This is a genomic window from Anaerostipes sp. 494a, from assembly GCF_001940315.1.
In the GTDB taxonomy this organism is placed as follows: Bacteria; Bacillota; Clostridia; order Lachnospirales; family Lachnospiraceae; genus Anaerostipes; species Anaerostipes faecalis.
On record NZ_MJIF01000001.1, the window covers coordinates 2,422,549 to 2,444,439 of the forward strand.

General features: G+C 36.7%; 18 protein-coding genes and 4 pseudogenes. 16 read left to right on the forward strand and 6 right to left on the reverse strand.

All coding sequences use genetic code 11. The features are described from left to right. Positions 1 to 62 precede the first annotated feature (62 nt). The 12 genes from BHF70_RS12075 to BHF70_RS12130 all read left to right on the forward strand — a co-directional run bounded on the left by BHF70_RS12075 (position 63) and on the right by BHF70_RS12130 (position 14,157). The gene (locus BHF70_RS12075; protein ID WP_083638447.1) at positions 63 to 710 is read left to right on the forward strand and encodes an ATP-dependent Clp protease proteolytic subunit; all 648 of its coding nucleotides are present in this window, start codon (positions 63 to 65) and stop codon (positions 708 to 710) included. 136 nt (positions 711 to 846) lie between these two features. Further along, entirely contained in the window at positions 847 to 2,334 is a 1,488-nt protein-coding gene (locus BHF70_RS12080; protein ID WP_075760454.1) for a 4Fe-4S dicluster domain-containing protein, read from the forward strand. Between the two features lie 263 nt (positions 2,335 to 2,597). Further along, complete coding sequence (locus BHF70_RS12085; protein ID WP_075760455.1) at positions 2,598 to 3,485, forward strand: C40 family peptidase; 888 nt, start codon at positions 2,598 to 2,600, stop codon at positions 3,483 to 3,485. Positions 3,486 to 3,684: 199 nt separating this feature from the next. Next, positions 3,685 to 6,045: an FtsK/SpoIIIE family DNA translocase gene (locus BHF70_RS12090; protein WP_075760456.1), complete on the forward strand. Its 2,361-nt coding sequence runs from the start codon at positions 3,685 to 3,687 to the stop codon at positions 6,043 to 6,045. 12 nt (positions 6,046 to 6,057) lie between these two features. Continuing rightward, positions 6,058 to 7,728, forward strand: coding sequence for a formate--tetrahydrofolate ligase (locus BHF70_RS12095; RefSeq protein ID WP_075760457.1), 1,671 nt, complete (start codon positions 6,058 to 6,060; stop codon positions 7,726 to 7,728). Between the two features lie 13 nt (positions 7,729 to 7,741). Next, positions 7,742 to 8,590 carry a bifunctional methylenetetrahydrofolate dehydrogenase/methenyltetrahydrofolate cyclohydrolase FolD gene (gene folD / locus BHF70_RS12100; protein WP_075760458.1) on the forward strand — a complete coding sequence of 283 codons (849 nt, stop codon included), beginning with the start codon at positions 7,742 to 7,744 and terminating at the stop codon, positions 8,588 to 8,590. A gap of 1 nt (position 8,591) precedes the next feature. Then, complete coding sequence (rimO, locus tag BHF70_RS12105; RefSeq protein WP_075760459.1) at positions 8,592 to 9,929, forward strand: 30S ribosomal protein S12 methylthiotransferase RimO; 1,338 nt, start codon at positions 8,592 to 8,594, stop codon at positions 9,927 to 9,929. Beyond that, positions 9,913 to 10,455 (forward strand): CDP-diacylglycerol--glycerol-3-phosphate 3-phosphatidyltransferase, encoded by a 543-nt coding sequence (gene pgsA / locus BHF70_RS12110; protein ID WP_075760460.1) that lies wholly within the window; start codon positions 9,913 to 9,915, stop codon positions 10,453 to 10,455. The genes rimO and pgsA overlap by 17 nt, the downstream gene beginning before the upstream one ends. Positions 10,456 to 10,460: 5 nt before the next feature. Then, positions 10,461 to 11,705: a competence/damage-inducible protein A gene (locus BHF70_RS12115; RefSeq protein WP_075760461.1), complete on the forward strand. Its 1,245-nt coding sequence runs from the start codon at positions 10,461 to 10,463 to the stop codon at positions 11,703 to 11,705. A gap of 120 nt (positions 11,706 to 11,825) precedes the next feature. Then, positions 11,826 to 12,863, forward strand: a complete 1,038-nt coding sequence (gene recA / locus BHF70_RS12120) for a recombinase RecA (RefSeq protein ID WP_075760462.1) — start codon at positions 11,826 to 11,828, stop codon at positions 12,861 to 12,863. Next, positions 12,863 to 13,462: a regulatory protein RecX gene (locus BHF70_RS12125; protein WP_075760463.1), complete on the forward strand. Its 600-nt coding sequence runs from the start codon at positions 12,863 to 12,865 to the stop codon at positions 13,460 to 13,462. Before recA ends, BHF70_RS12125 begins: the two co-directional genes overlap by 1 nt. A gap of 101 nt (positions 13,463 to 13,563) precedes the next feature. Next, positions 13,564 to 14,157: a zinc dependent phospholipase C family protein gene (locus tag BHF70_RS12130; protein ID WP_075760464.1), complete on the forward strand. Its 594-nt coding sequence runs from the start codon at positions 13,564 to 13,566 to the stop codon at positions 14,155 to 14,157. Between the two features lie 219 nt (positions 14,158 to 14,376). Here the strand turns inward: BHF70_RS12130 and BHF70_RS12135 are convergent, their stop codons facing one another. From BHF70_RS12135 to BHF70_RS13050, 4 genes and pseudogenes are all read right to left on the reverse strand, one after another. Beyond that, on the reverse strand, positions 14,377 to 15,015 hold the full coding sequence (locus BHF70_RS12135) for an ABC transporter ATP-binding protein (RefSeq protein ID WP_075758341.1): 639 nt from the start codon (positions 15,013 to 15,015) through the stop codon (positions 14,377 to 14,379). A 9-nt stretch (positions 15,016 to 15,024) separates the two neighbouring features. After that, the gene (locus BHF70_RS12140; RefSeq protein WP_202816904.1) at positions 15,025 to 16,377 is read right to left on the reverse strand and encodes an ABC transporter permease; all 1,353 of its coding nucleotides are present in this window, start codon (positions 16,375 to 16,377) and stop codon (positions 15,025 to 15,027) included. Beyond that, entirely contained in the window at positions 16,374 to 16,523 is a 150-nt protein-coding gene (locus tag BHF70_RS12535) for a hypothetical protein (protein WP_202816905.1), read from the reverse strand. The genes BHF70_RS12140 and BHF70_RS12535 overlap by 4 nt, the downstream gene beginning before the upstream one ends. Before the next feature lie 149 nt (positions 16,524 to 16,672). After that, positions 16,673 to 18,286: pseudogene (locus tag BHF70_RS13050) on the reverse strand (ABC-F family ATP-binding cassette domain-containing protein). A gap of 172 nt (positions 18,287 to 18,458) precedes the next feature. On the opposite strand from BHF70_RS13050, the gene BHF70_RS12690 reads away from it, so the two are divergent. From BHF70_RS12690 to BHF70_RS12170, 4 genes and pseudogenes are all read left to right on the forward strand, one after another. Then, complete coding sequence (locus tag BHF70_RS12690; RefSeq protein WP_242946371.1) at positions 18,459 to 18,614, forward strand: hypothetical protein; 156 nt, start codon at positions 18,459 to 18,461, stop codon at positions 18,612 to 18,614. Positions 18,615 to 18,823: 209 nt separating this feature from the next. Then, positions 18,824 to 20,115 (forward strand): annotated as a pseudogene (locus BHF70_RS13055) (signal recognition particle protein). A gap of 63 nt (positions 20,116 to 20,178) precedes the next feature. After that, positions 20,179 to 20,464 (forward strand): annotated as a pseudogene (rpsP, locus tag BHF70_RS13060) (30S ribosomal protein S16). Further along, positions 20,424 to 20,635 (forward strand): annotated as a pseudogene (locus BHF70_RS12170) (KH domain-containing protein). The pseudogenes rpsP and BHF70_RS12170 overlap by 41 nt, the downstream one beginning before the upstream one ends. 401 nt (positions 20,636 to 21,036) lie before the next feature. On the opposite strand, the gene BHF70_RS12700 reads toward BHF70_RS12170, so the two are convergent. Further along, positions 21,037 to 21,393 carry a hypothetical protein gene (locus BHF70_RS12700; RefSeq protein WP_242946373.1) on the reverse strand — a complete coding sequence of 119 codons (357 nt, stop codon included), beginning with the start codon at positions 21,391 to 21,393 and terminating at the stop codon, positions 21,037 to 21,039. 294 nt (positions 21,394 to 21,687) lie between these two features. Next, on the reverse strand, positions 21,688 to 21,891 hold a 204-nt coding region (locus BHF70_RS12705), incomplete at its 5' end, for an MATE family efflux transporter (RefSeq protein ID WP_075760467.1).

Here is a 21,891-nt window from a genome sequence, read left to right on the forward strand (position 1 = left end):
GATGAAACTTCCTTCTTTTTGTTTTTTCTATCAGAAAAATTTTTTGAAAGTGAGGTATGGCAATGGATGAAGAACGAAGAAATGAGATAAAAGATTCTGGTTCAACAGATATAAATGGAATTCATATTATGACCATTATTGGAGAAATCGAAGGACATCAGGCAGCTTCTCAAGGTGCAAAAACAACAAAATATGAGCATATGATTCCCATGCTTGCAAAAGTAGAAAATGACGATAAGATTAAGGGAGTTTTGATTTTGATCAATACCATAGGAGGAGATGTGGAATGCGGTCTGGCACTGGCAGAACTTATTGCTTCCTTAAGCAAGCCTACAGTTTCACTGGTATTGGGTGGAAGTCATTCTATTGGTGTTCCACTGGCTGTTTCAGCTGATTACTCTTTCATAGTAAAAAGTGCTACAATGATGATACATCCGGTAAGAACAGGTGGAACTTTTATTGGAGTAATTCAAAGCTATCGTAATATTGAGAAAATCCAGGACAGAATTACCAGATTTATCAGTGATCATTCTGGTATGAATCAGAAGCAGGTTGAGGAACTGATGCTTGCTGTTGGGGAACAGGTAAAGGATGCAGGAACGATTCTTGAAGGAGAGGAAGCAGTAAGATATGGACTGATTAATCAGATTGGAGGAATGAAAGAGGCATTTAAAAAGTTAAGTGAGCTTTGTAAAAATAAATATTGTTGAAAATGAAAGAAATGTATGAAATATTGTGCAATTTTTTGGAGATAAAATACAAAAAAGTACTTTAATTTTTCTCTCTCATCGTGTAAAATAAAAGAGGATTGTTTTTTATTTAACAAACATTTTGAAGGAGGATAAGATGAGAGGAATTGAAACCCCTGTTCGCGACATTCGTAAACGAGTATTTAAGGAAATTGCAAAATTTGCTTATGAAAAAAAAGATTTAAGCTTAATTGAAGATTTACCATATGAAATTGTCCCTGGAGAGGTTGCCACATATCGTGATAGTATTTATCGTGAAAGAGCAATCGTTGGTGAAAGAATTCGTCTTGCCATGGGGATGTCTTTAAGACCTGCAGATAAACCGGCAAGAATTACAAAAGGAATTGATGAAAGTAATATTTCAGAAAAATATTATGAACCACCTCTTTTACAGGTAATTCCATCTGCATGTAATGCATGTAAAGATAAGGCATTTATTGTCGGTGGTGAGTGTCAGGGATGTATGGCACATCCATGTATGGAAGTCTGTCCTAAAAATGCAATCAGCTTTGTAGATGGATATTCTTATATTGATCAGGATAAATGTATCAAATGTGGACAGTGTAGAAAAGTCTGTCCTTATGGTGCAATTCATGAAAGAAAAAGACCTTGTGAAGTTGCCTGTGGTGTTGGTGCCATTGAAACTGATTATGCAGGACGTGCGGTAATCAATCCTGATAAATGTGTATCCTGTGGTATGTGCATGGTTAACTGTCCATTTGGAGCTATTGCAGATAAATCCCAGATTTATCAGCTGATTAAAGCGATGAATGAAGGAAGTGAAGTTATTGCTATTCTTGCACCTGCTTTTGTTGGTCAGTTTGGACCGAAAGCTTCTCCAAATAAGATTAAAGCCGCATTGCTGGATATCGGATTTGCGGATGTATGGGAAGTTGCAGTTGGTGCGGATGCAGGAGCTCTTGAAGAAGCAGAACATTATGCACATAGTGTTGCAACTGGAGAGGTTCCGTTTTTACTGACATCCTGTTGTCCATCATGGTCTATGCTCGGAAAGAAATATTTCCCAGAAGTAATTGAGCAGATTTCCAATGCCTTGACACCAATGGTTGCTACAGCGAGAGCAGCAAGACAGACAAATCAGAATGCAAAAATCGTATTTGTAGGTCCATGTGTAGCAAAGAAACTGGAAGCATCCAGAAAAACTGTTCGCAGTGAAGTGGATTTTGTTATTACATTTGAAGAGTTAGCAGCTATGTTTGAAGCAAAAGAAATCGATTTCAATACTTACGATAAAGAAGTAGAAATGAATGATGCTTTTGGTGCAGGTAGAGGATATGCAGTTGCCAGTGGTGTATCCACAGCAATCGAAGCTTGTATCAACGAATATTATCCAGGTACAGAAGTGAAGATCGATCATGTTGAAGGACTTGCTGAATGTAAGAAGATGCTTCTTCAGGCAAAAGCCGGAAAGAAAAACGGATATCTGATCGAAGGTATGGGATGTCCTGGAGGATGTGTTGCCGGAGCAGGAACCAATATACCAGTTATTAAAGCTGGAGTACAGGTTAAGAAATTTGTCAATGAAGCAGAATCCTTTGTTCCACCAGAAACAGCAAAATACTAAATTGATTAAACTTTAATTAGAGATTACTTGAAACTCCTGGAATTCCAGGAGTTTCTTTTTGTATGGAAGAGATTTTTAAAATAATTATTCGGAGATCTTTCTTCTATGATTGAATATTGCAGATATGGATCATCATGGATTAAATATTACGGAAGTATTACAAAAACATTTGAAAAACAAAATCAATATGGTATAATATATATAGGTAAAAGATTATTTTACTGAATATTTGCAGGAAGGAGGAAAGCCGCGAAAAAAATATTATGAATAAGAAATCTTTAAGAATTGTTTTACTGAGTATAATCTGTGGACTTATGCTGGCAATATGTTTTGAAATTAAACATGTTGATGCTGCAACAACTTACAGCAGATATGTAACAGCTAGTTCATTGAACATTCGAAAGAAAGCATCAAACGGTGGAGCAGTTGTAGGTTCTTATAAAAAGGGAACAAAAATAACCTGTTATGGAACCAGTGGCAGTTGGACAAAGGTAAAATATAGTGGATCTTATCGATATGTATCTACACGTTATCTGTCCAGCAGTGCACCGAAAGTTACGACAAGTATAACCTCAACGTACATAAGATACGTAACGGCCAGTTCGTTGAATATTCGAAAGAAAGCATCAAACAGTGGAGCGATTGTAGGTTCTTACAAAAGAGGAAGCAAAATAACCTGTTATGGAACCAGTGGCAGTTGGACAAAGATAAAATATAGTGGATCTTATAGATACATATCTACAAGTTATCTTTCCAGTAAAGTGCCAAGTACTGTGAGTTCCACAGCTTCGATTACCGGAAGTTCTGTAGCAAGATATGCGTTGCAGTTTGTTGGAAACCCATATGTATGGGGAGGTTCCAGCTTGACGAAAGGAGCGGACTGTTCTGGATTTACCATGGCAGTGTATGCACATTATGGATATAGTCTTCCACATAGTTCTATCAGTCAGAGATCTTGTGGGACACCCGTTAGCTGGGCAAATAAGCAGGCAGGAGATTTGATCTGTTATAATGCAATCAACGGAGTTGGACATGTGGGAATTTACATAGGAAATAATCAGGTGGTTCATGCGGGAAGTAAATCTACAGGTATTCATGTATCCGCAGCTGATTATCGGTCAGTAAACTGTGTAAGACGAATTATAAAATAATTTGTATAATAGTGAAGGATAAAAAAGAAAGTATGTAAGTTGAAGATGAAAAATCGGAAATTAACATACTTTCTTTCTTTTTGAAAATGGTTTTCTGGTGTAATGACTTGCGTATTTTGATAAATAATTGTAAAATGGATTAACATAAAGCATAATATATGCTCTGTGAGGATTGAAAATAAGAGAGGTAAAAGTTTCTATGGCAGCAAAAAGAAGAAAGAAAAAGACATCTGGAAGAAGTCGGAAGAAGCAGAAAGATTTCGAGCCCTTTTATAAAGAAATTGCTGTTTTGATTGTTTTTGCTCTTTTTCTTTTTTTATTTTTGAGTAATTTTGGTATTTGCGGATATATAGGAGACAGTATCAGTACATTTTTATTTGGCTTTTTTGGAACAGTACATTATATTGTTCCGGTAGCAGGGTTGTTTTTGTCATTGCTCCTGATTTCAAATGATTATAGCAGCCTTGCAATAAAAAAGACTTTTTTTTCTATTTTATTAATATGTATGATAGCTACAGCACTACAGATGATTCTAGATGTCCGGGTGCAAAATGTTAGTGCAGCATTTTTTTATAGCAGCAGACATCATACCGGTGGAGGAGCTGTAGGAGGTTTCATCTGTTCAATACTATATAAAGAGATTGGAATTGCCGGAGCAGTTGTTGTCATCCTGTTTGTTTCTGCTATTTCATTAATTCTTATAACAGAGAAATCTTTGTTATCTTTTATAAAAAAAATCAGTGGAAAGACTTTTGCCAAAAATAAAAAAAGGAAAGAAAATAGAAATCAAAGGAAGAAGGATAGGTCGGAGGAAAAACAGAAATCCGATATGCCACAAAAAATCTTACACAAAAAGTTACCGGATTTCCGGATTGGAAAACCAAAGCCGGAAGATGCAAGTCCAGTACCTGAGATACCTAAGGAAAATGAAGTCCCAGATTTTGATTTCGATTTAATAGGGGATCAAGCAGAAGATGATTTATTATCTGAAGAGATTTCTGCAGTAGAAGAACCCAAAATCAGATCCTCAAAAAAATCTTTTGTAAACATGAAAAAGGAAGAACCGAAAGAAGTTGAGGTTCTTTCCCGTCCAGAGGTTCAGGGAAACTATGTGTTTCCACCGGTTTCATTACTGAATAAAGGGAAGATTTCTAAAGGAAATAACCAGATGGAATTAAAACAGACAGCCATGAAGCTGCAGCAGACATTGGCAGATTTTGGTGTTGATGTAACCATTACAGATATTAGCTGTGGTCCATCTGTAACCCGTTTTGAATTACATCCGGAACAGGGGGTTAAAGTAAGCAGAATCGTAAGTCTTGCAGATGATATAAAATTAAATCTTGCAGCTCCTGATATTCGTATTGAAGCTCCGATTCCCGGGAAAGCGGCTATTGGAATCGAGGTTCCTAATAAAACCAATCAGACTGTTATGTTTAGGGAGCTGATTGAAAATAATGAGTTTAAAAGAGCACGTTCTAATATTTCCTTTGCAGTAGGAAAAAATCTGGCCGGACAGGTCATTGTTTCAGATATTGCAAAGATGCCGCATTTACTAATCGCAGGAGCAACAGGTTCTGGAAAGTCAGTATGTATTAATACTTTGATTATGAGTATACTGTACAAATCCAGTCCAGATGATGTAAAATTAATTATGATTGATCCTAAGGTTGTAGAGTTAAGTGCTTATCAGGGAATTCCTCACTTACTTATTCCGGTGGTTACAGATCCAAAACAGGCTTCCAGTGCATTGAACTGGGCTGTTATGGAGATGGGAGACCGATACAAAAAATTTGCAGAAGTGAATGTAAGGAATCTCAAAGGATATAATGACAAAGTAGAAGAGATGGCAAAGCAGGGTATGGAAGGAGAAGATTTCAAGAAACTTCCGCAGATTGTTATTATCGTAGATGAACTTGCAGATTTGATGATGGTAGCACCTGGAGAAGTAGAAGATGCAATTGTTCGTCTGTCTCAGCTTGCCAGAGCGGCAGGAATTCATCTGATTATTGCAACTCAGAGACCATCAGTAAATGTTATTACAGGATTGATCAAGGCAAATGTTCCTTCAAGAATTGCTTTTTCCGTTTCATCGGGAGTAGATTCCAGAACGATTATCGATATGAACGGGGCAGAAAAACTGCTTGGAAAAGGGGATATGTTATTTTATCCATCTGGGTATCAGAAACCGATTCGAGTACAAGGTGCTTTTATCAGTGATGAAGAGGTGGGAAGAGTCGTTTCATTCCTAAAGGAACAAAATATTGATGATGATTATGGTTCGGATGTTCAGGAAAAGATACAGACAGCTACTGTTAAGGCAGCTTCATCCCAGGAAAGGGATGAGTATTTTGAAGATGCAGCCATGTTCATTATAGATAAAGACAAAGCATCTATTGCCAGTCTGCAAAGGGTGTTTAAAATCGGTTTTAATCGTGCGGCGAGATTGATGGATCAGCTGTGTGAGGCCGGAATTGTAGGGGAGGAAGAGGGTACCAAACCACGAAAAGTATTAATGAGTGCAGAAGAATTTGAACAATACAAAGAAGAATATTTATAGAAAGGATACATTATGAAAACAGATATTCAAATTGCGCAGGAAGCAGAATTAAAACCAATCAAAGAGGTTGCAGCATCAATTGGAATCAAAGAGGATGATTTGGAATTGTATGGTAAATATAAAGCAAAATTCTCTTCAGGTTTTATGGATGAAGTAAAAAATAACGAGGATGGTAAACTGGTTCTTGTAACAGCTATTAATCCAACTCCTGCAGGAGAAGGGAAAACAACAACAAGTGTTGGTCTTGCACAGGCATTAAACCAGTTGGGAAAGAAAACTATTTGTGCATTGCGTGAACCATCTTTAGGACCATGTTTTGGAATTAAAGGTGGAGCAGCCGGAGGTGGATATGCACAGGTTGTTCCAATGGAAGATCTGAATCTTCATTTTACAGGAGATTTTCATGCAATTACATCTGCCAATAATCTTCTGGCAGCAATGATCGATAACCATATTCAGCAGGGTAATCAGCTGGATATTGATACACGTAATGTTGTATGGAAAAGATGCCTGGATATGAATGACAGAGCTCTTCGAAATATAGTTGTAGGATTGGGACGTAAGGTAGATGGTGTTGTGCGAGAAGACCATTTTATCATTACAGTTGCCTCTGAAATCATGGCAATTCTTTGTCTTGCAAATGATATGGAAGATTTAAAAGAACGTTTAGGGAAAATCATTGTTGCCTATACTAGAGATAATAAACCGGTAACAGCAAAAGAATTAAATGCAGTAGGTGCTATGGCAGCATTATTAAAAGATGCTTTAAAGCCAAATATGATTCAGACACTGGAACATACACCTGCATTTGTTCATGGTGGACCGTTTGCTAATATTGCTCATGGATGTAATAGTGTTCAGGCTACAAAACTTGCATTAAAATTATCAGATATTACCATTACAGAAGCTGGATTTGGTGCAGATCTTGGTGCAGAAAAATTCCTGGATATTAAATGTCCAATGGCAGGACTTCATCCGGATGCGGTTGTTCTGGTAGCTACAGTACGTGCATTAAAATATAACGGAGGAGTTGCGAAGGATGAACTGGCAACAGAAAACATTGATGCTTTGAGCAAAGGTATTGTAAATCTTGAAAAGCATATTGAAAATCTCAAGCAGTTTGGTGTGCCGGTTGTTGTAACACTGAATCAGTTTGTTACAGATACAGAAGCTGAATTAAACTTTATTAAGAATTTCTGTGAAGAAAGAGATTGTGATTTTGCATTATCACAGGTATGGGCTGATGGTGGAAAAGGTGGAATTAATCTTGCAAAGGCGGTTCTTCGTACATTGGATACAAAAGAAAGCAATTATCATCAGTTATATGATTATGATTCAACAATTGAAGAAAAAATTGAAACTATTGCGACTAAAATATATGGTGCAGATGGTGTTGTTTACGCACCTGCAGCAGCAAGACAGAAGAAAACTTTAACAGAACTTGGATATGGAAATCTTCCAATCTGTATGGCAAAGAATCAGTATTCTCTGTCTGATGATCCAAAGAAACTGGGTCGTCCTGAAGGATTTGATATTACAATTCGTGAAATCTATGTAAATGCAGGAGCAGGATTCCTGGTTGCATTAACAGGGGATATCATGACAATGCCAGGTCTTCCAAAGAAACCAGCAGCAGAAGGAATTGACGTAAATGAAGATGGTGTAATTACAGGATTATTTTAGAAGGTGGAATAAGATGACACAGATAATTGACGGAAAAAAGATTTCAGCTGAGATTAAAGATGAAGTAAAAGCTGAAGTAGCAGAATTAAAAAAAGAAGGAAAGGATATTGCTCTTGCTGTTATACAGGTTGGGGCAGATCCTGCTTCCAGTGTTTATGTAAGAAATAAAAAACGTGCCTGCGCTTATACAGGGATTGAATCTGTAAGTTACGAACTTCCTGAGGAAACAACTCAGGAAGAACTGCTTGCAATTGTTGATAAATGCAATAAAGATCCTAAGATAAATGGGATTCTCGTGCAGCTGCCTTTACCAGCACATATGGATGAAGATGAAATTCTTTTAGCTATTGATCCAAAGAAAGATGTGGATGGATTCCATCCGGTTAGTGTAGGAAACATGGTAATTGGAGAAGATGGATTTCTGCCATGTACGCCGGCAGGAGTAATTCAGTTACTGAAACGTTCTGGAGTGGAAATAGAAGGAAAAGAATGTGTTGTTGTTGGAAGAAGTAATATTGTTGGAAAACCTATGGCAATGCTTCTTTTACGTGAAAATGGAACAGTAACTGTCTGTCATTCCAGAACAAAGGATTTAAAAGAGGTATGTAAGAGAGCAGATATTCTTGTGGTTGCAATCGGAAAGCCAAAGTTTATTGATGATTCCTATGTTAAGGAAGGCGCAGTAGTTATTGATGTTGGAATTCATCGCAATGAAAATAATAAATTATGCGGTGATGTGGATTATGAAAAAGTAGCGCCAAAAACATCAGCAATTACACCAGTACCAGGTGGAGTTGGTCCAATGACTATTGCTATGTTGATGAAAAACTGTGTAGAGTCTAAAAAACTGTTTGGAGAATAAGATGAAAATATTATTTATTTCACTAGGATGTGACAAAAATCTGGTTGATAGTGAAGTTATGCTGGGGCTTTTGACCAAAAACGGATATACTCTTACGGATGATGAGACTCAGGCGGATGTTATTGTCATCAATACGTGCTGTTTTATTCATGATGCGAAAGAAGAAAGTATTAATACCATTTTGGAAATGGCACAATATAAAGAGCAGAACTTAAAGGCTCTGGTAGTGGCTGGGTGTCTTGCTGAACGTTATAAAGATGAAATCCTGAAAGAAATTCCAGAGATTGATGCGGTTCTTGGTACCACAAGCTATGATTCCATTGTAGAAGCAGTCAATAATGCATTGGAAGGAAAAGTATATGAGCATTATGAGAGTATTGACTATCTTCCAGATAACTCAGATACCGATAGAGTTGTCACAACAGGAAATCATATGGCATATTTAAAAATTGCTGAAGGTTGTGACAAAAGATGCAGCTATTGTATTATTCCCAAAATCAGAGGTCATTTTCGAAGTGTTCCAATGAAAGAACTTTTGGAAGAAGCGGGTAGACTTGCAGAAGATGGTGTGAAGGAACTGGTTCTGGTTGCCCAGGAAACAACGCTTTATGGTAAAGATCTGACAGGAGAGAAGCAGCTTCCGCTCCTGCTTCGCAAATTATGTGAAATTGAAGGCATTGAATGGATTCGATTATTGTATTGCTATCCGGAAGAAATTACAGATGAGCTGATAGAAGTCATGAAAACAGAAGAAAAGATTTGCCATTATATTGACATGCCAATCCAGCATAGCGAGAATAGAATTTTGCAGCGAATGGGAAGAAGAACTTCCAGAGAAGATCTGATAGAGGTTATTGGAAAACTTCGGAAAGAGATTCCGGATATTGCGATCAGAACCACATTGATTACCGGTTTTCCTGGAGAAACCCAGGAAGATCATCATGGACTGATGAAATTTGTGGAAGAATGCAGATTTGAGCGCCTTGGTGTTTTTACTTACTCACCTGAAGAAGATACGCTGGCAGCTGAATTTGAAGATCAGATTGACGAAGAAGTAAAAGAACAGAGACGAGATGAGATTATGATGCTACAGCAGGAGATCTCATTTGAAAATGCCCAAAAACTGGTTGGAAAAGTCATCCGGGTAATGGTAGAGGGTTATCTGTATGATGATGATATATATGTTGGACGTTCTTACATGGATGCACCAAAGGTAGATGGATGTGTTTTTATAAATTCTCCAGAAGAACTGATGACAGGAGATTTTGTATATGTTAGAATTACTCAGGGAAAAGAATATGATGTAATAGGAGAAGTAGAGTATGAATTTACCAAATAAGCTAACAATATTAAGAGTACTTATGATACCAGTCTTTTTAGTCTTTCTTATGACAGATGTGGCTGGGGAAAATGGAAAATGGATTGCTGTAGCAATATTTATCATTGCAAGTCTTACAGATTTTCTTGATGGCTATATTGCAAGAAAATATAATCTTGTATCAAATTTTGGGAAGTTTATGGATCCTCTGGCAGATAAACTTCTTGTCTGCTCTGCAATGATCGCACTGGTTGGTATGGATCGTTTATCTTCATTGGTGGCAATTATCATTATTGCAAGAGAATTTATCATCAGTGGTTTTCGTCTGGTGGCATCTGATAATGGTGTTGTAATTGCAGCAAGCTATTGGGGGAAATTTAAGACCAATTTCCAGATGTTCATGATTATTATGCTTATTATTGATCTGGGAACTAAAACAGCAGTTATGATTGAGAATATTTTAATTGTTATTGCAGTAGCATTAACAATCATTTCTCTCATTGACTATTTAGCAAAAAATAAAGAAGTATTAGCAGAAGGGAAATAAATCAAATGACAGCAGAAATTATTTGCGTAGGAACTGAAATCCTACTGGGAAACATCGTAAATACAAATGCTGCCTACTTATCAGAACGCTTAGCCGCTTTAGGCATAAGCGTTTTTTTTGAAACAACAGTAGGCGATAACCCGGAAAGGTTAGAATCTGTTATAAAACAGGGGCTGGAAAGATCAGATATACTGATCTTATCAGGAGGATTAGGACCGACAAAGGATGATTTAACCAAAGAAATTGCAGCAAAAGTCTGTGGTCAGAAATTAATAGAAGATCAGGAAGCATTAAAGCGATTAAAGGAGTATTTTACATCTACTAAGAGAAAAATGACAGAAAATAATTTAAAGCAGGCTATGGTACCAGAAAATTGTACAGTTTTATATAATGATAATGGAACTGCACCAGGAATGGTAATTCATGCGTCAGACGGTAAAAAAGTGATTTTATTGCCGGGACCTCCAAGTGAACTGCTTCCAATGTTTCATCGTCAGGTAGAACCTGTTTTGCAGGAAATGCAGCCTGGGATTTTATATTCTAAAGTAATTAAAATCGACTGTATGGGAGAAAGCGCTGTAGAAACAGAGATTCTGGATTTGATTGAACAACAGAGTAATCCTACTGTTGCTCCATATGCAAAGCTGGGAGAAGTTCATCTTAGAGTAACTGCGAAAGCAGATACTATGGAAGAAGGAAAAGAACTTGTAAAACCTATGGTAGCGGAACTTAGAAACAGATTTGGAAATAAAATTTATACAATAGAAGGGGACAGGACTTTGGAAGATGTTCTGGTGGAAATGCTGGATCAGAAAGGATATACCATTTCGGCAGCAGAATCCTGTACAGCGGGTATGTTTATGTCACGTTTGGTCAATGTTCCTGGTGCTTCTAATGTAGTAAATGAAAGTTTTATCACTTATTCCAACGAAGCGAAAATGAAATATCTTGGTGTTAAAGAAGAGACATTAATGAACTATGGAGCAGTATCAGAAGAGACAGCAAGGGAAATGGCGGAAGGAGTGGCACGAAAGGCCAGTGCCAATGTAGGTGTAGGAATTACAGGTCTGGCAGGTCCTGGAGGAGAGACACCAGAGAAAAAACCGGGACTGGTGTATATAGGTGTTTGCATTAATGGGAAAACGAAAGTCAATAAATATCAGCTAAAAGGAAATCGTCAAAAAGTGAGAGAAGTATCTGTAAGCCGTGCTATGACAATGGTGCGTCTGGGAATGTTAGAAGAAAAATAGAGAGCGAACAAATATTCGCACGAACACTTGTTTTCTTTACCCCTTTATGATATACTAAATGCCATAAGAAATTGGGAAGATAGAAGATAAGTATCATATTGAAATAAAGGAGAACATATTATGAAACAGGACGAGAAATTGAAGGCCCTGGATGCCGCATTAGTGAAAATTGAGAAAGACTATGGCAAAGGATCTATTATGAAGCTTGGAGAATATCAGGCAGATCGTACCATTGAGGTAACACCTACCGGATCCATTAGTCTGGATATTGCACTTGGTGTTGGAGGAATTCCTAAGGGACGTATTATTGAAGTATATGGTCCTGAATCCAGTGGTAAGACTACAGTTGCTCTTCATATGGTGGCAGAGGTACAGAAGAGAGGCGGAATTGCAGGATTTATTGATGCTGAGCATGCTCTGGATCCTGTATATGCAAAGAATATTGGTGTAGATATAGATAATCTTTATATTTCTCAGCCGGATACAGGTGAGCAGGGATTGGAGATTACTGAAACTATGGTTCGTTCCGGTGCAGTGGATATTATTATTGTGGATTCTGTTGCCGCTTTGGTACCAAAAGCCGAGATTGATGGAGATATGGGAGATTCCCATGTGGGACTGCAGGCAAGACTGATGTCTCAGGCGCTTCGTAAGCTGACCGGTGTTATAAGTAAGTCCAATTGTACGGTTATTTTTATTAATCAGCTTCGTGAGAAAGTAGGAGTTATGTTTGGTAATCCGGAGACTACAACTGGTGGACGTGCGTTAAAATTCTATTCTTCCATTCGCCTGGATGTTCGAAGAATAGAAACATTGAAACAGGCAGGAGAGATGATTGGAAACCGCACAAGAATTAAAGTTGTAAAGAATAAAGTGGCACCTCCATTTAAGCAGGCGGAGTTTGATATTATGTTTGGAAAGGGAATCAGTAAATACGGAGATTTACTTGATCTTGCTGCCGGTGCGGATATTATCCATAAAAGCGGTGCATGGTATGCCTATAATGGTGAAAAAATTGGTCAGGGACGTGAGAATGCTAAAAAGTATCTGGAAGAGCATCCAGAGATTGCGGATGTTGTGGAACATGGAATCCGGGTGCATTATGGATTGATCGAAGAAGAACCACAAACAGAAACAGAAGAAAAGGCTGAACAGTAATGGTTATAACCAAACTTGAACAAGTAGGAAAAAAGCAGGTCAGAATCTTTTTTGATGAAGAAAGGTACTGCCTGCTTTATCTTAGTGAAATTAGAAAATTGGGCGTAACAGAACAGCAGGAGATTCTTCAGGAAGATTTTCAGGAATTGAATGAAATGTTACTGCATCGTGCAAAATTAAAGGTTTTATCTTTGCTAAAATATAAAGACAGAACCAGAAAAGAGTTGAAGGAGCGACTGCTTCGATTGGAATTCCCTGAATTTATAGCTGAAGAAGCAATTATTTATGCAGAATCCTATGGATATGTCAATGATAAAGAGTATGTTCGTCGGTTTATGGAGTATAGATCCCAGACTAAAAGTCGTATACAGATTCGACAGGAACTGGTAAAAAAGGGAGTAGCTTCAGATTTAATTGATCGGGTGTGGGATGAGTATGAATATGATGAAGAAAGTGTGTTAGAAGAGCAGATACAAAAGAGAATTCGACAGAAAGGTCCTATAACAATGGAGAATTTTCAGAAAAATTATACATATTTTGCAAGAAAAGGATATTCTTCCAATTCCATTCTCCAATTATTAAAAAAATATAAACAATAAATTTTTTTCTTGCATATAATCAGAAAACTATATATAATCGGTTTTGTAGGGTGTGAACCAATAATTAATCAGCTTATATTTTATAAGGAGTATATTTTTATATGAGAAAGAAATCACATATTTCGTTAGCAGGACAGATTATGGATTCATTGGAGCTGGGAGATGTATTTGATTATAAATTTCCATTTTATGTGGGAAGTATCTGGCCGGACTGCAGACCTTCTTTTATAACCACACCCCATAAATTTAGTATCACATATGGCGATATTGAGAAGCAGTTATCAAAGTTTGTTTCCAACTATAATCCGGAGAACGGTATGGATATGCGTCACTGTGCAAAACTTGGTGTGATTATTCACTATATTGCCGATTATTTTACTTTTCCTCACAATGATCACTATAAAGGAAATGTAAAAGATCATTGTTATTATGAAAGAGATTTAAAACATGAATTAAAAGCATTTCTTGCTACAGAAGAAGCACAGGATGTGAAAAATCATGTAGTAGCATATGACTCAGTTGAAGAGTTGTCTTCATATATTTCCAGTATTCATAATTGTTATATGAAGCTGGCGCATACAGTACAGGAGGATATCCGCTATATTGTACATGTTTGTACAACGGTAGTAAAAAGTGTTCTGAATATGGTAAGCCGAGTATTTTCTCCTGTTACAGTAAATATTCAATATATATAAAAAATAAAGCATTTGGTTTAAAAACCAAATGCTATTTTTTATTACATAGGAAATTCTTTTAAATTTCCTATGTAATAAAAAACGCTCCGCGCAGATATGCACGATGTGCAAAGGAAAGCAGTCAAAACTGCTGCACATCGGCATGCAAAGCGGAGCAAATCCCTCATGATTGAAGGATACAGGGAGTTGATAGCGGACTTGTCCGCTTTTTATTATATTTTATATTAATTCTTTTATTTCATCTGCCTGCTGGGCTACTTCCTGAGAATGGGTTACTATAATAATACATTTTCCTTCAGATGCCAGGTTTTTAAAAATTTTCATAATCTCGTTTTCAGTTTCCTGGTCTAGATTACCGGTAGGTTCATCGGCAAGGATTACTTCTGGTTCATAGGAAAGTGCTCTGGCAATAGCGACTCTTTGCTGCTGTCCACCGGATAATTTTAAGACACGTCTCTTGGCTTCATCTTCATTTAACCCTACTTTGGCAAGAAGTTCCATTGCTTTTGCTTTTTTATCAGGGTATTTTATTCCAGAAACATCCATAGAAAGAATAACATTTTCTAAAGCAGTTAAATGAGAAAGCAGATTAAAACTTTGAAAGATAATTCCTACATATTTACTTCGGTAGAGATATCGGTCAATCTGTCGAATGTCTTTTTCCTTAAAAAGAATAGTTCCTTCTGTAGGTGTTTCCAAACCGGATAAGAGAGAAAGCAGAGTTGTTTTACCTGCTCCGGAACGACCGACAATTGCATATATGTTACCTTCATTGAATTCGTAAGATAAATGTTCAAAAACTTTTTTTGTATTTCCTTCATAAGAATAGGAAATATCGTTTAATGTTAAAATTTTCATGCAAGCCTCCTAACTTCGGTTGGTTAAAATCTTTAATGGTTCATATCGTACAATAAAAATCACAGCAGTTAAACTGGATAAGATTGTAAGTATGATTCCCACAGCCAACAGTTGCATCATTACAGTCATATTAACTGTGGCAGAAATATCAGAAACATAGTTTACCGTTTGGTTCATAAATCCGCCTTTTCCCTGAGTGTTTGACGTTTTGTCAGATGATTGCTGTGTATTGCCTCGCCCAAAATTATTTTCCTGATTTTCTATCTGCTCCTGCTGATTTTCAATTTGGGAAGCCAGTAACTGGTTGGAAATTGGTACAGAAGCAGCACTGCCTATGCCCAGTCCAATGACCATAGAAAAGATAGTAACAAAGAATAATTCTGAAACAAATTGTGTACATACTTTCCACTTTTTCATGCCGATGGCGGTCAGTACGCCAATTTCATATTTACGTTCACGAATATTAAATATATTAATGACTGCCAGAATTACAGCACCGATAATTAATACAATTATGAAAAAGTAGGATGCAAATTTACTTAAGTTTTCCAACGGAATAAGACTTTGTTCATAGTTGTTTACATCTTGTGATGTTACAGTATAAGTGTCATCAAGCCCCATTTTTTTTACATCTTTCTGGAAAGTTTCATAACTATCAAGATCAGCAAAAACATAAGTTCCACTTGTCTGAGTCATAATGGAATCAATATTTTTTACCATAAAGTTGAGAGCTTTATAACTGGTGTAAATCTGGTTGGCAGGATCGGCTCCGGCATTGAAGCGATTCATGACACCATTTTCTCCTGAAGTGGAACTGCTGTTGTGGTAGATTCCAACTATCTTTAAAGTAATAGTTGCAGAATCATCTGTTGGGCTTTCTAATTTTATAGAACTGCCGACCTTCAGAGAATTATAAGTGGCAAGCTCATCGCTGATAATGCAGACATTTTCAGAGGTATTTTCGGTGAAAATAGAACCATCTGTGATTTTACAGGTGCCGTTGACAAAGTTGGTCATGGCATCTTCACTGCTGTATCCGATGAGAGAAAAGGCTCCCTGATTTTCCATTTTACGATCATTTCCACCAGGGCCAGACTGGGAAGAAGCAGTGGATGAATCTGTAGAAGTCTCTTCTGTACTAACTTCATCGATATTGTTGCCATTTAGTGATGTTGTCATAGTATAATAGAAGTTCTTAACAGCATCTGATTCAGCATATTTTTTCAACTGACTCACAGATAAGCTTTGCATTTGTGACATTTTTTCTTTCATTTCTGACCTATCAGCACCAGATTGGTTCATATCTTCCATTAATGATTGACGGTCTACTGCAATTTGGCCGGTAATTTCTGTATTTTTCAAACCATCTTTTTTGCATTTTCTGCAGCTTCTCGGATAGAAAGTGATATACAGGCAGATACTGAAATGATAAGAACAATCAGACCGATTAATAAATTTCTGCCCTTGGAGCGTATGACATTTTTCCAAGCGTTTTTAAGTAAATACATAGGTCCTCCTTATTGAATTATGATATTATTGGTTTCTCATATAGAATACATGAGAGTCTGTGTATATTTTGTGAAGAAAAAATGAGTAAATTGTGATAAAAAAAACTCATGATATATCTTGCGATATACCATGAGAATTAATTTTGAGATTATTCTTCATTGATTTCTACGATTTGACGTTTTCTTGCATCAGCATCATTTTCCAGATATTCATCATAAGTACCTTCTCTGTCGATTAAACCATTGCTGGTAATTTCCATAATACGGTTTGCTGTGGTCTGAACAAACTGATGATCCTGAGATGTGAATAATAAAGCTCCACTGAAGTCTTTCAAAGCTTCATTTAATGCGGTAATTGATTCCATATCCAGATGATTGGTTGGTTCATCTAAAAGAAGAATATTGGCACCACTGATCATTAATTTAGACAGCATGCAGCGAACTTTTCACCACCGGATAAAACTTTTACATTTTTCAGTGCATCTTCGCCGGAAAACAGCATACGACCTAAGAAGCCACGGACAAAAGTTGCATCTTTGTCTTCAGAATATTGTGTCAGCCATTCTACAATAGATAAATCATCACTGAAGTCTTTGGTATTGTCTTTTGGGAAATAGGACTGGGTTGTTGTAACTCCCACTTATATGTTCCTTCGTCTGGTTCCATTTCCCCGGCAAGAATTTTAAATAAAGTTGTTGTGGCCTGTGTATTTGGCCCAACAAAAGCAATTTTATCTGTTGGTTTCATAAGGAAGGAAATATTATCAAGAACTTTTACTCCGTCAATGGTCTTGGAAAGATTTTCAACCAGTAATGCATCATTTCCGATTTCACGATTTGGCTTAAAGTTAATATATGGATATTTTCTGCTGGAAGGTTTTAATTCATCAAGCTGAATTTTGTCTAAAGCTTTTTTACGTGAAGTTGCCTGCTTGATTTGGATGCATTAGCACTAAATCTTGCAATAAAGTCCTGGAGTTCTTTGATTTTTTCTTCTTTCTTCTTATTAGCTTCTTTCATTTGTTTTGTCAGAAGCTGGCTGGATTCATACCAGAAATCGTAGTTTCCGGAGAATAACTGAATTTTTGCATAATCAATATCTGCAATATGTGTACATACCTTATTTAAGAAATAACGGTCATGGGAAACAACGATAACGGTGTTATCAAAGTTGATCAGGAATTCCTCAAGCCAGTAAATCGCATCTAGATCCAAATGGTTGGTAGGTTCGTCTAAAAGCAGAATATCAGGATTTCCAAAAAGAGCCTGGGCAAGTAACCTTGACTTTTTGAGAACCATTTAAGTCGGCCATTTTCATATAATGGAGTTCGTTTGGAATTCCAGTCCGTTTAACAAGGTTGCAGCATCTGATTCTGCTTCCCATCCGTTCATGTCTGCAAATTCACCCTCTAATTCACTGGCACGGATTCCGTCTTCGTCAGTGAAATCTTCTTTTGCATAGAGGGCTTCTTTTTCTTTCATAATTTCATATAGACGCTGGTTACCCATCATAACAGTATCCAGTACCAGATGTCATCATATTGATAATGGTCCTGTTTTAAAACGGAAAGACGTTGTCCAGAAGTAATGGATACGTCACCTTTGGAAGGTTCAATTTCTCCGGAGAGAATTTTTAAAAATGTAGACTTCCCAGCTCCATTGGCCCCAATCAGTCCATAACAGTTTCCTTCGGTAAACTTAATATTTACATCTTCAAACAAAGCACGCACCTAAACGCAGTGTTACATTATTTGCCTGTATCATAGTATCACCTTTCTGTTTCTTCTATAATAATCGAGTCACTTTCTTCATTTTACAGAAAATTGAATGTTTTTCAAGTAAAAAATTGATTGTGCAAGTAAAAATACTTGACAAAGCCGGCATGATTGGGTAAACTAACACATGGTAAAGGAAAAATGCTTTACAGGAGTATTAGATGGAGCGAATTGTTGAACAGAATTTATTATATGATTTTTATGGTGAAATTACTGACGGAACATCAGAAAGAGGTCTATGGGAGCATGTTGAAAATGATATGACTCCTAGTGAGATTGCAGCCGATTATGGGATTACCAGACAGGCGGCTTTATGATATGATTCGCAGATGTACAGGATTTTGGAGATTATGAAGAAAGACTGCATCTGGTACAGAAGTTTTAACTACTAAGGACAAAGTAAAGGAGATTCATTCTTTATCTAAAAGGCTTCTTGACGAAGATAAGGAGCAGATGAAGGAAGATATCAGGCAGATTGAGTTTGTTTCCAATAAGATTTTGGAAGATTTATAGATGAGGTGTATCTATGGCATTTGAAAGTTTATCTGAGAAACTTCAGAGTGTATTTAAAAATTTAAGAAGCAAAGGCCGTTTGACAGAAGATGATGTTAAGATGGCTATGAAGGAAGTAAAGAGCTTTACTGAAGCCGATGTTAACTTCAAAGTTGTAAAGACCTTTATCAAATCTGTACAGGAGAGAGCTGTTGGGCAGGATGTGCTGAACGGATTGAATCCAGGACAGATGGTTATTAAAATTGTAAAAGAAGAGATGGAAACTCTAATGGGTTCTACCATGACAGAGATTTCTCTTAAGCCGGAAATGAAATTACAATTATTCTTATGGCAGGTCTGCAGGGAGCAGGTAAAACAACAACCTGTGCAAAGCTTGCAGGACAGTATAAAAGAAAGGTAAAAGGCCTTTACTGGTTGCCTGTGACGTATATCGTCCTGCTGCTATTAAACAGCTGCAGATAAATGGTGGAGAAAGTTGGAGTTCCTGTGTTTACTATGGGTGATAAACAAAGTCCTGTAGACATTGCAAAAGCATGTTGAACATGCTCAGAAGAATGGCAATAATATTGTGATTCTGGATACAGCAGGTCGTCTTCATATCGATGAGGATATGATGTCTGAACTGGTTGCTATCAAACAAAATGTAGATGTGCATCAGAGTATCCTGGTTGTAGATGCTATGACCGGACAGGATGCAGTAAATGTTGCTAAAGAATTTAACGATAAAGTTGAAATCGATGGTATTATTGTTACGAAACTGGATGGTGATACCAGAGGTGGAGCAGCGTTATCCATTCGTGCTGTGACAGGAAAACCGATATTGTATGTTGGTATGGGAGAAAAGCTGGAAGATCTTCAGAAATTCTATCCGGACCGTATGACAAGCAGAATCCTCGAATGGAATCGAGAAGAGTCTGCAATTGATCAGGAACAGGCAATGAAAATGCAGGAAAAGATGCGCAAAGCTTCTTTTGATTTTAATGATTTCTTGATCAGATGGATCAGATGAAAAAAAATTATCCAGTATGTTATCTATGATTCCTGGTATGAGTGGAAAACTGCAGGGATTGGATATCGATGATGGTATGATGGATAAAAGCCGCAATCATCTATTCTATGAAAAAGAAAAAGCAAATCAAGCTGATCAATGCTTCAAGAAAAGAATTGCAGCAGGTGCTGGAGTTCCTATTGCTGAAGTTAACCGTTTATGTTCAGAACCAGAAGCAGATGATGAAACAGATGTCTGGATTGTTAGGTGGTAAAGGTGGTAGAAAAGGTGGTTTCCGATTACCTTTTAAACCTTGATAATAACGCTTGGCGTTATAGATAAATTATAAATGATAAAATTTTTAACGGAGTGAAAGAGAAATGGCAGTAAAAATGAGATTAAAGAGAATGGGACAGAAAAAGGCTCCTTTTTATAGAGTTGTTGTTCAAGATCTCCTAGAGATGGAAAATTCATCGAAGAAATCGGTACTTACGATCCAAATCAGGATCCTAGCGTAATTAAATTTGATGAAGATGCAGCAAAAAATGGTTATCTAATGGTGCTCAGCCAACAGAAACAGTAGCTAAATTACTGAGGGATCGAAAAATAGTTAGGAGGCAAACGCATGAAACATTTATTAGAAGTGATTGCAAAAGCCCTCGTTGATCAGCCGGACAAAGTAGTTGTAACAGAGAAAGAAACAGCAGATTCTGTTGTTCTGGAACTTCATGTTGCCGAAGGTGACATGGGAAGGTTATTGGTAAGCAGGGAAGAATTGCAAAAAATAAAGGCAACAAAAAATTGTCGTTGATATCAAATAAAAGAAAAAGCTCATAAATGGCGAAATACGTCACTTATGGCTTTCTTTTTTGCGTTTTATATACTGCAGTTTTGTTAAAATGTAATATGCAATAATGGCTGTAATCAATTCGGAAGAAAGCATGCCATACTCCAACAGCACCAAAAATATTACTTAAACAAATGCTGTTGGTATTGTTAAAACAGTATATCGAAGCAAAGATATAATTAACGAGGCACCCCCATACTTAATAAATATATTGAAGAAACTACGAATCCGATGCTGATAATACGCAAGGCAACACTTCCGGCATAAATAGTTTCTTCGTTTGAAGAAATAGACTGATTAGTTGTGTTGGAACAGACCAGCATAAAACTGTTCCAAAACCATAATTATAGCTGTTAATATAAGGCTGATTTTATAAATGTTCTTAACACGATTATGTTCCCGGCACCAAGTTAAATCCGATTAAAGGTCGTATTCCTTGCACTATTCCATTGGAAGGCAGATATAGGAATGTCTGCAATTTATAGTAAACACCTAAAACGACCACATACATTTGAGAATAGGCAGAAAGGATTATATTTAATGCAGAAATCAATAGTGATGGCAAAGCTAAATTTAATACTGCAGGAATACCTATGGAATATAATTTTGTACACATTGTTTTTGAAAATACAATATATTTTGGGGCTATATGTACATGAATTGGATTTATAGCATAAATCAAAATATACATCAAAAGACTAAGGTTTTGCCCAATTCCGGTGGCATATGCCGCACCCTCTATTCCCATTTCTGGAAATGGTCCTAATCCAAAAATCAAAATTGGATCTAAAATAATATTTTATACATCCACATAGCATACTGAGCATTGTAATGAGCATTTTTCCAACAGATTGAAAAATTTTCTCGAAGACATTGATAATGCAATAATGATAGAAAAACTAAATGCAATTTGAGAGTATTTTAATCCTAAATCTATTACTTGTAGTAAACATTCTTAAAAAGACAGGGGTTATTGTAATAACCCAATAGTCAATATGGTCCGTGTATTGCATTAAGCACCAACCCTTGTGTTGCGGCAATATTAGCTGCTGTATTTTTTTGAGCGCCCCAAAAAGTATGAAATAGTGGAATTGATACCAATAGAAAAACCTATTGTAATTGCGTTTATAAAGTTCTGAATTGGAAATATTAATGATAATGCAGTCATAGCATTTTCATTGATCTGAGCTACGAAGAAACTGTCAACGATATTATAAAGTGAAGTTACCATCATTGACAGCACCAT

Excerpts from the sequence above, each read along its gene's own strand:
- BHF70_RS12080 (WP_075760454.1), top strand. The coding sequence starts at position 847 with ATGAGAGGAATTGAAACCCCTGTTCGCGACATTCGTAAACGAGTATTT.
- BHF70_RS12125 (WP_075760463.1), top strand. The coding sequence starts at position 12,863 with ATGGTTATAACCAAACTTGAACAAGTAGGAAAAAAGCAGGTCAGAATC.
- pgsA (WP_075760460.1), top strand. The coding sequence starts at position 9,913 with ATGAATTTACCAAATAAGCTAACAATATTAAGAGTACTTATGATACCA.
- BHF70_RS12535 (WP_202816905.1), bottom strand. The coding sequence starts at position 16,523 with ATGTATTTACTTAAAAACGCTTGGAAAAATGTCATACGCTCCAAGGGC.
- BHF70_RS12700 (WP_242946373.1), bottom strand. The coding sequence starts at position 21,393 with ATGGGAATAGAGGGTGCGGCATATGCCACCGGAATTGGGCAAAACCTT.
- BHF70_RS12690 (WP_242946371.1), top strand. The coding sequence starts at position 18,459 with ATGGAGCGAATTGTTGAACAGAATTTATTATATGATTTTTATGGTGAA.
- BHF70_RS12115 (WP_075760461.1), top strand. The coding sequence starts at position 10,461 with ATGACAGCAGAAATTATTTGCGTAGGAACTGAAATCCTACTGGGAAAC.
- BHF70_RS12090 (WP_075760456.1), top strand. The coding sequence starts at position 3,685 with ATGGCAGCAAAAAGAAGAAAGAAAAAGACATCTGGAAGAAGTCGGAAG.
- rimO (WP_075760459.1), top strand. The coding sequence starts at position 8,592 with ATGAAAATATTATTTATTTCACTAGGATGTGACAAAAATCTGGTTGAT.
- BHF70_RS12130 (WP_075760464.1), top strand. The coding sequence starts at position 13,564 with ATGAGAAAGAAATCACATATTTCGTTAGCAGGACAGATTATGGATTCA.
- BHF70_RS12095 (WP_075760457.1), top strand. The coding sequence starts at position 6,058 with ATGAAAACAGATATTCAAATTGCGCAGGAAGCAGAATTAAAACCAATC.
- BHF70_RS12085 (WP_075760455.1), top strand. The coding sequence starts at position 2,598 with ATGAATAAGAAATCTTTAAGAATTGTTTTACTGAGTATAATCTGTGGA.
- BHF70_RS12135 (WP_075758341.1), bottom strand. The coding sequence starts at position 15,015 with ATGAAAATTTTAACATTAAACGATATTTCCTATTCTTATGAAGGAAAT.
- BHF70_RS12075 (WP_083638447.1), top strand. The coding sequence starts at position 63 with ATGGATGAAGAACGAAGAAATGAGATAAAAGATTCTGGTTCAACAGAT.
- folD (WP_075760458.1), top strand. The coding sequence starts at position 7,742 with ATGACACAGATAATTGACGGAAAAAAGATTTCAGCTGAGATTAAAGAT.
- recA (WP_075760462.1), top strand. The coding sequence starts at position 11,826 with ATGAAACAGGACGAGAAATTGAAGGCCCTGGATGCCGCATTAGTGAAA.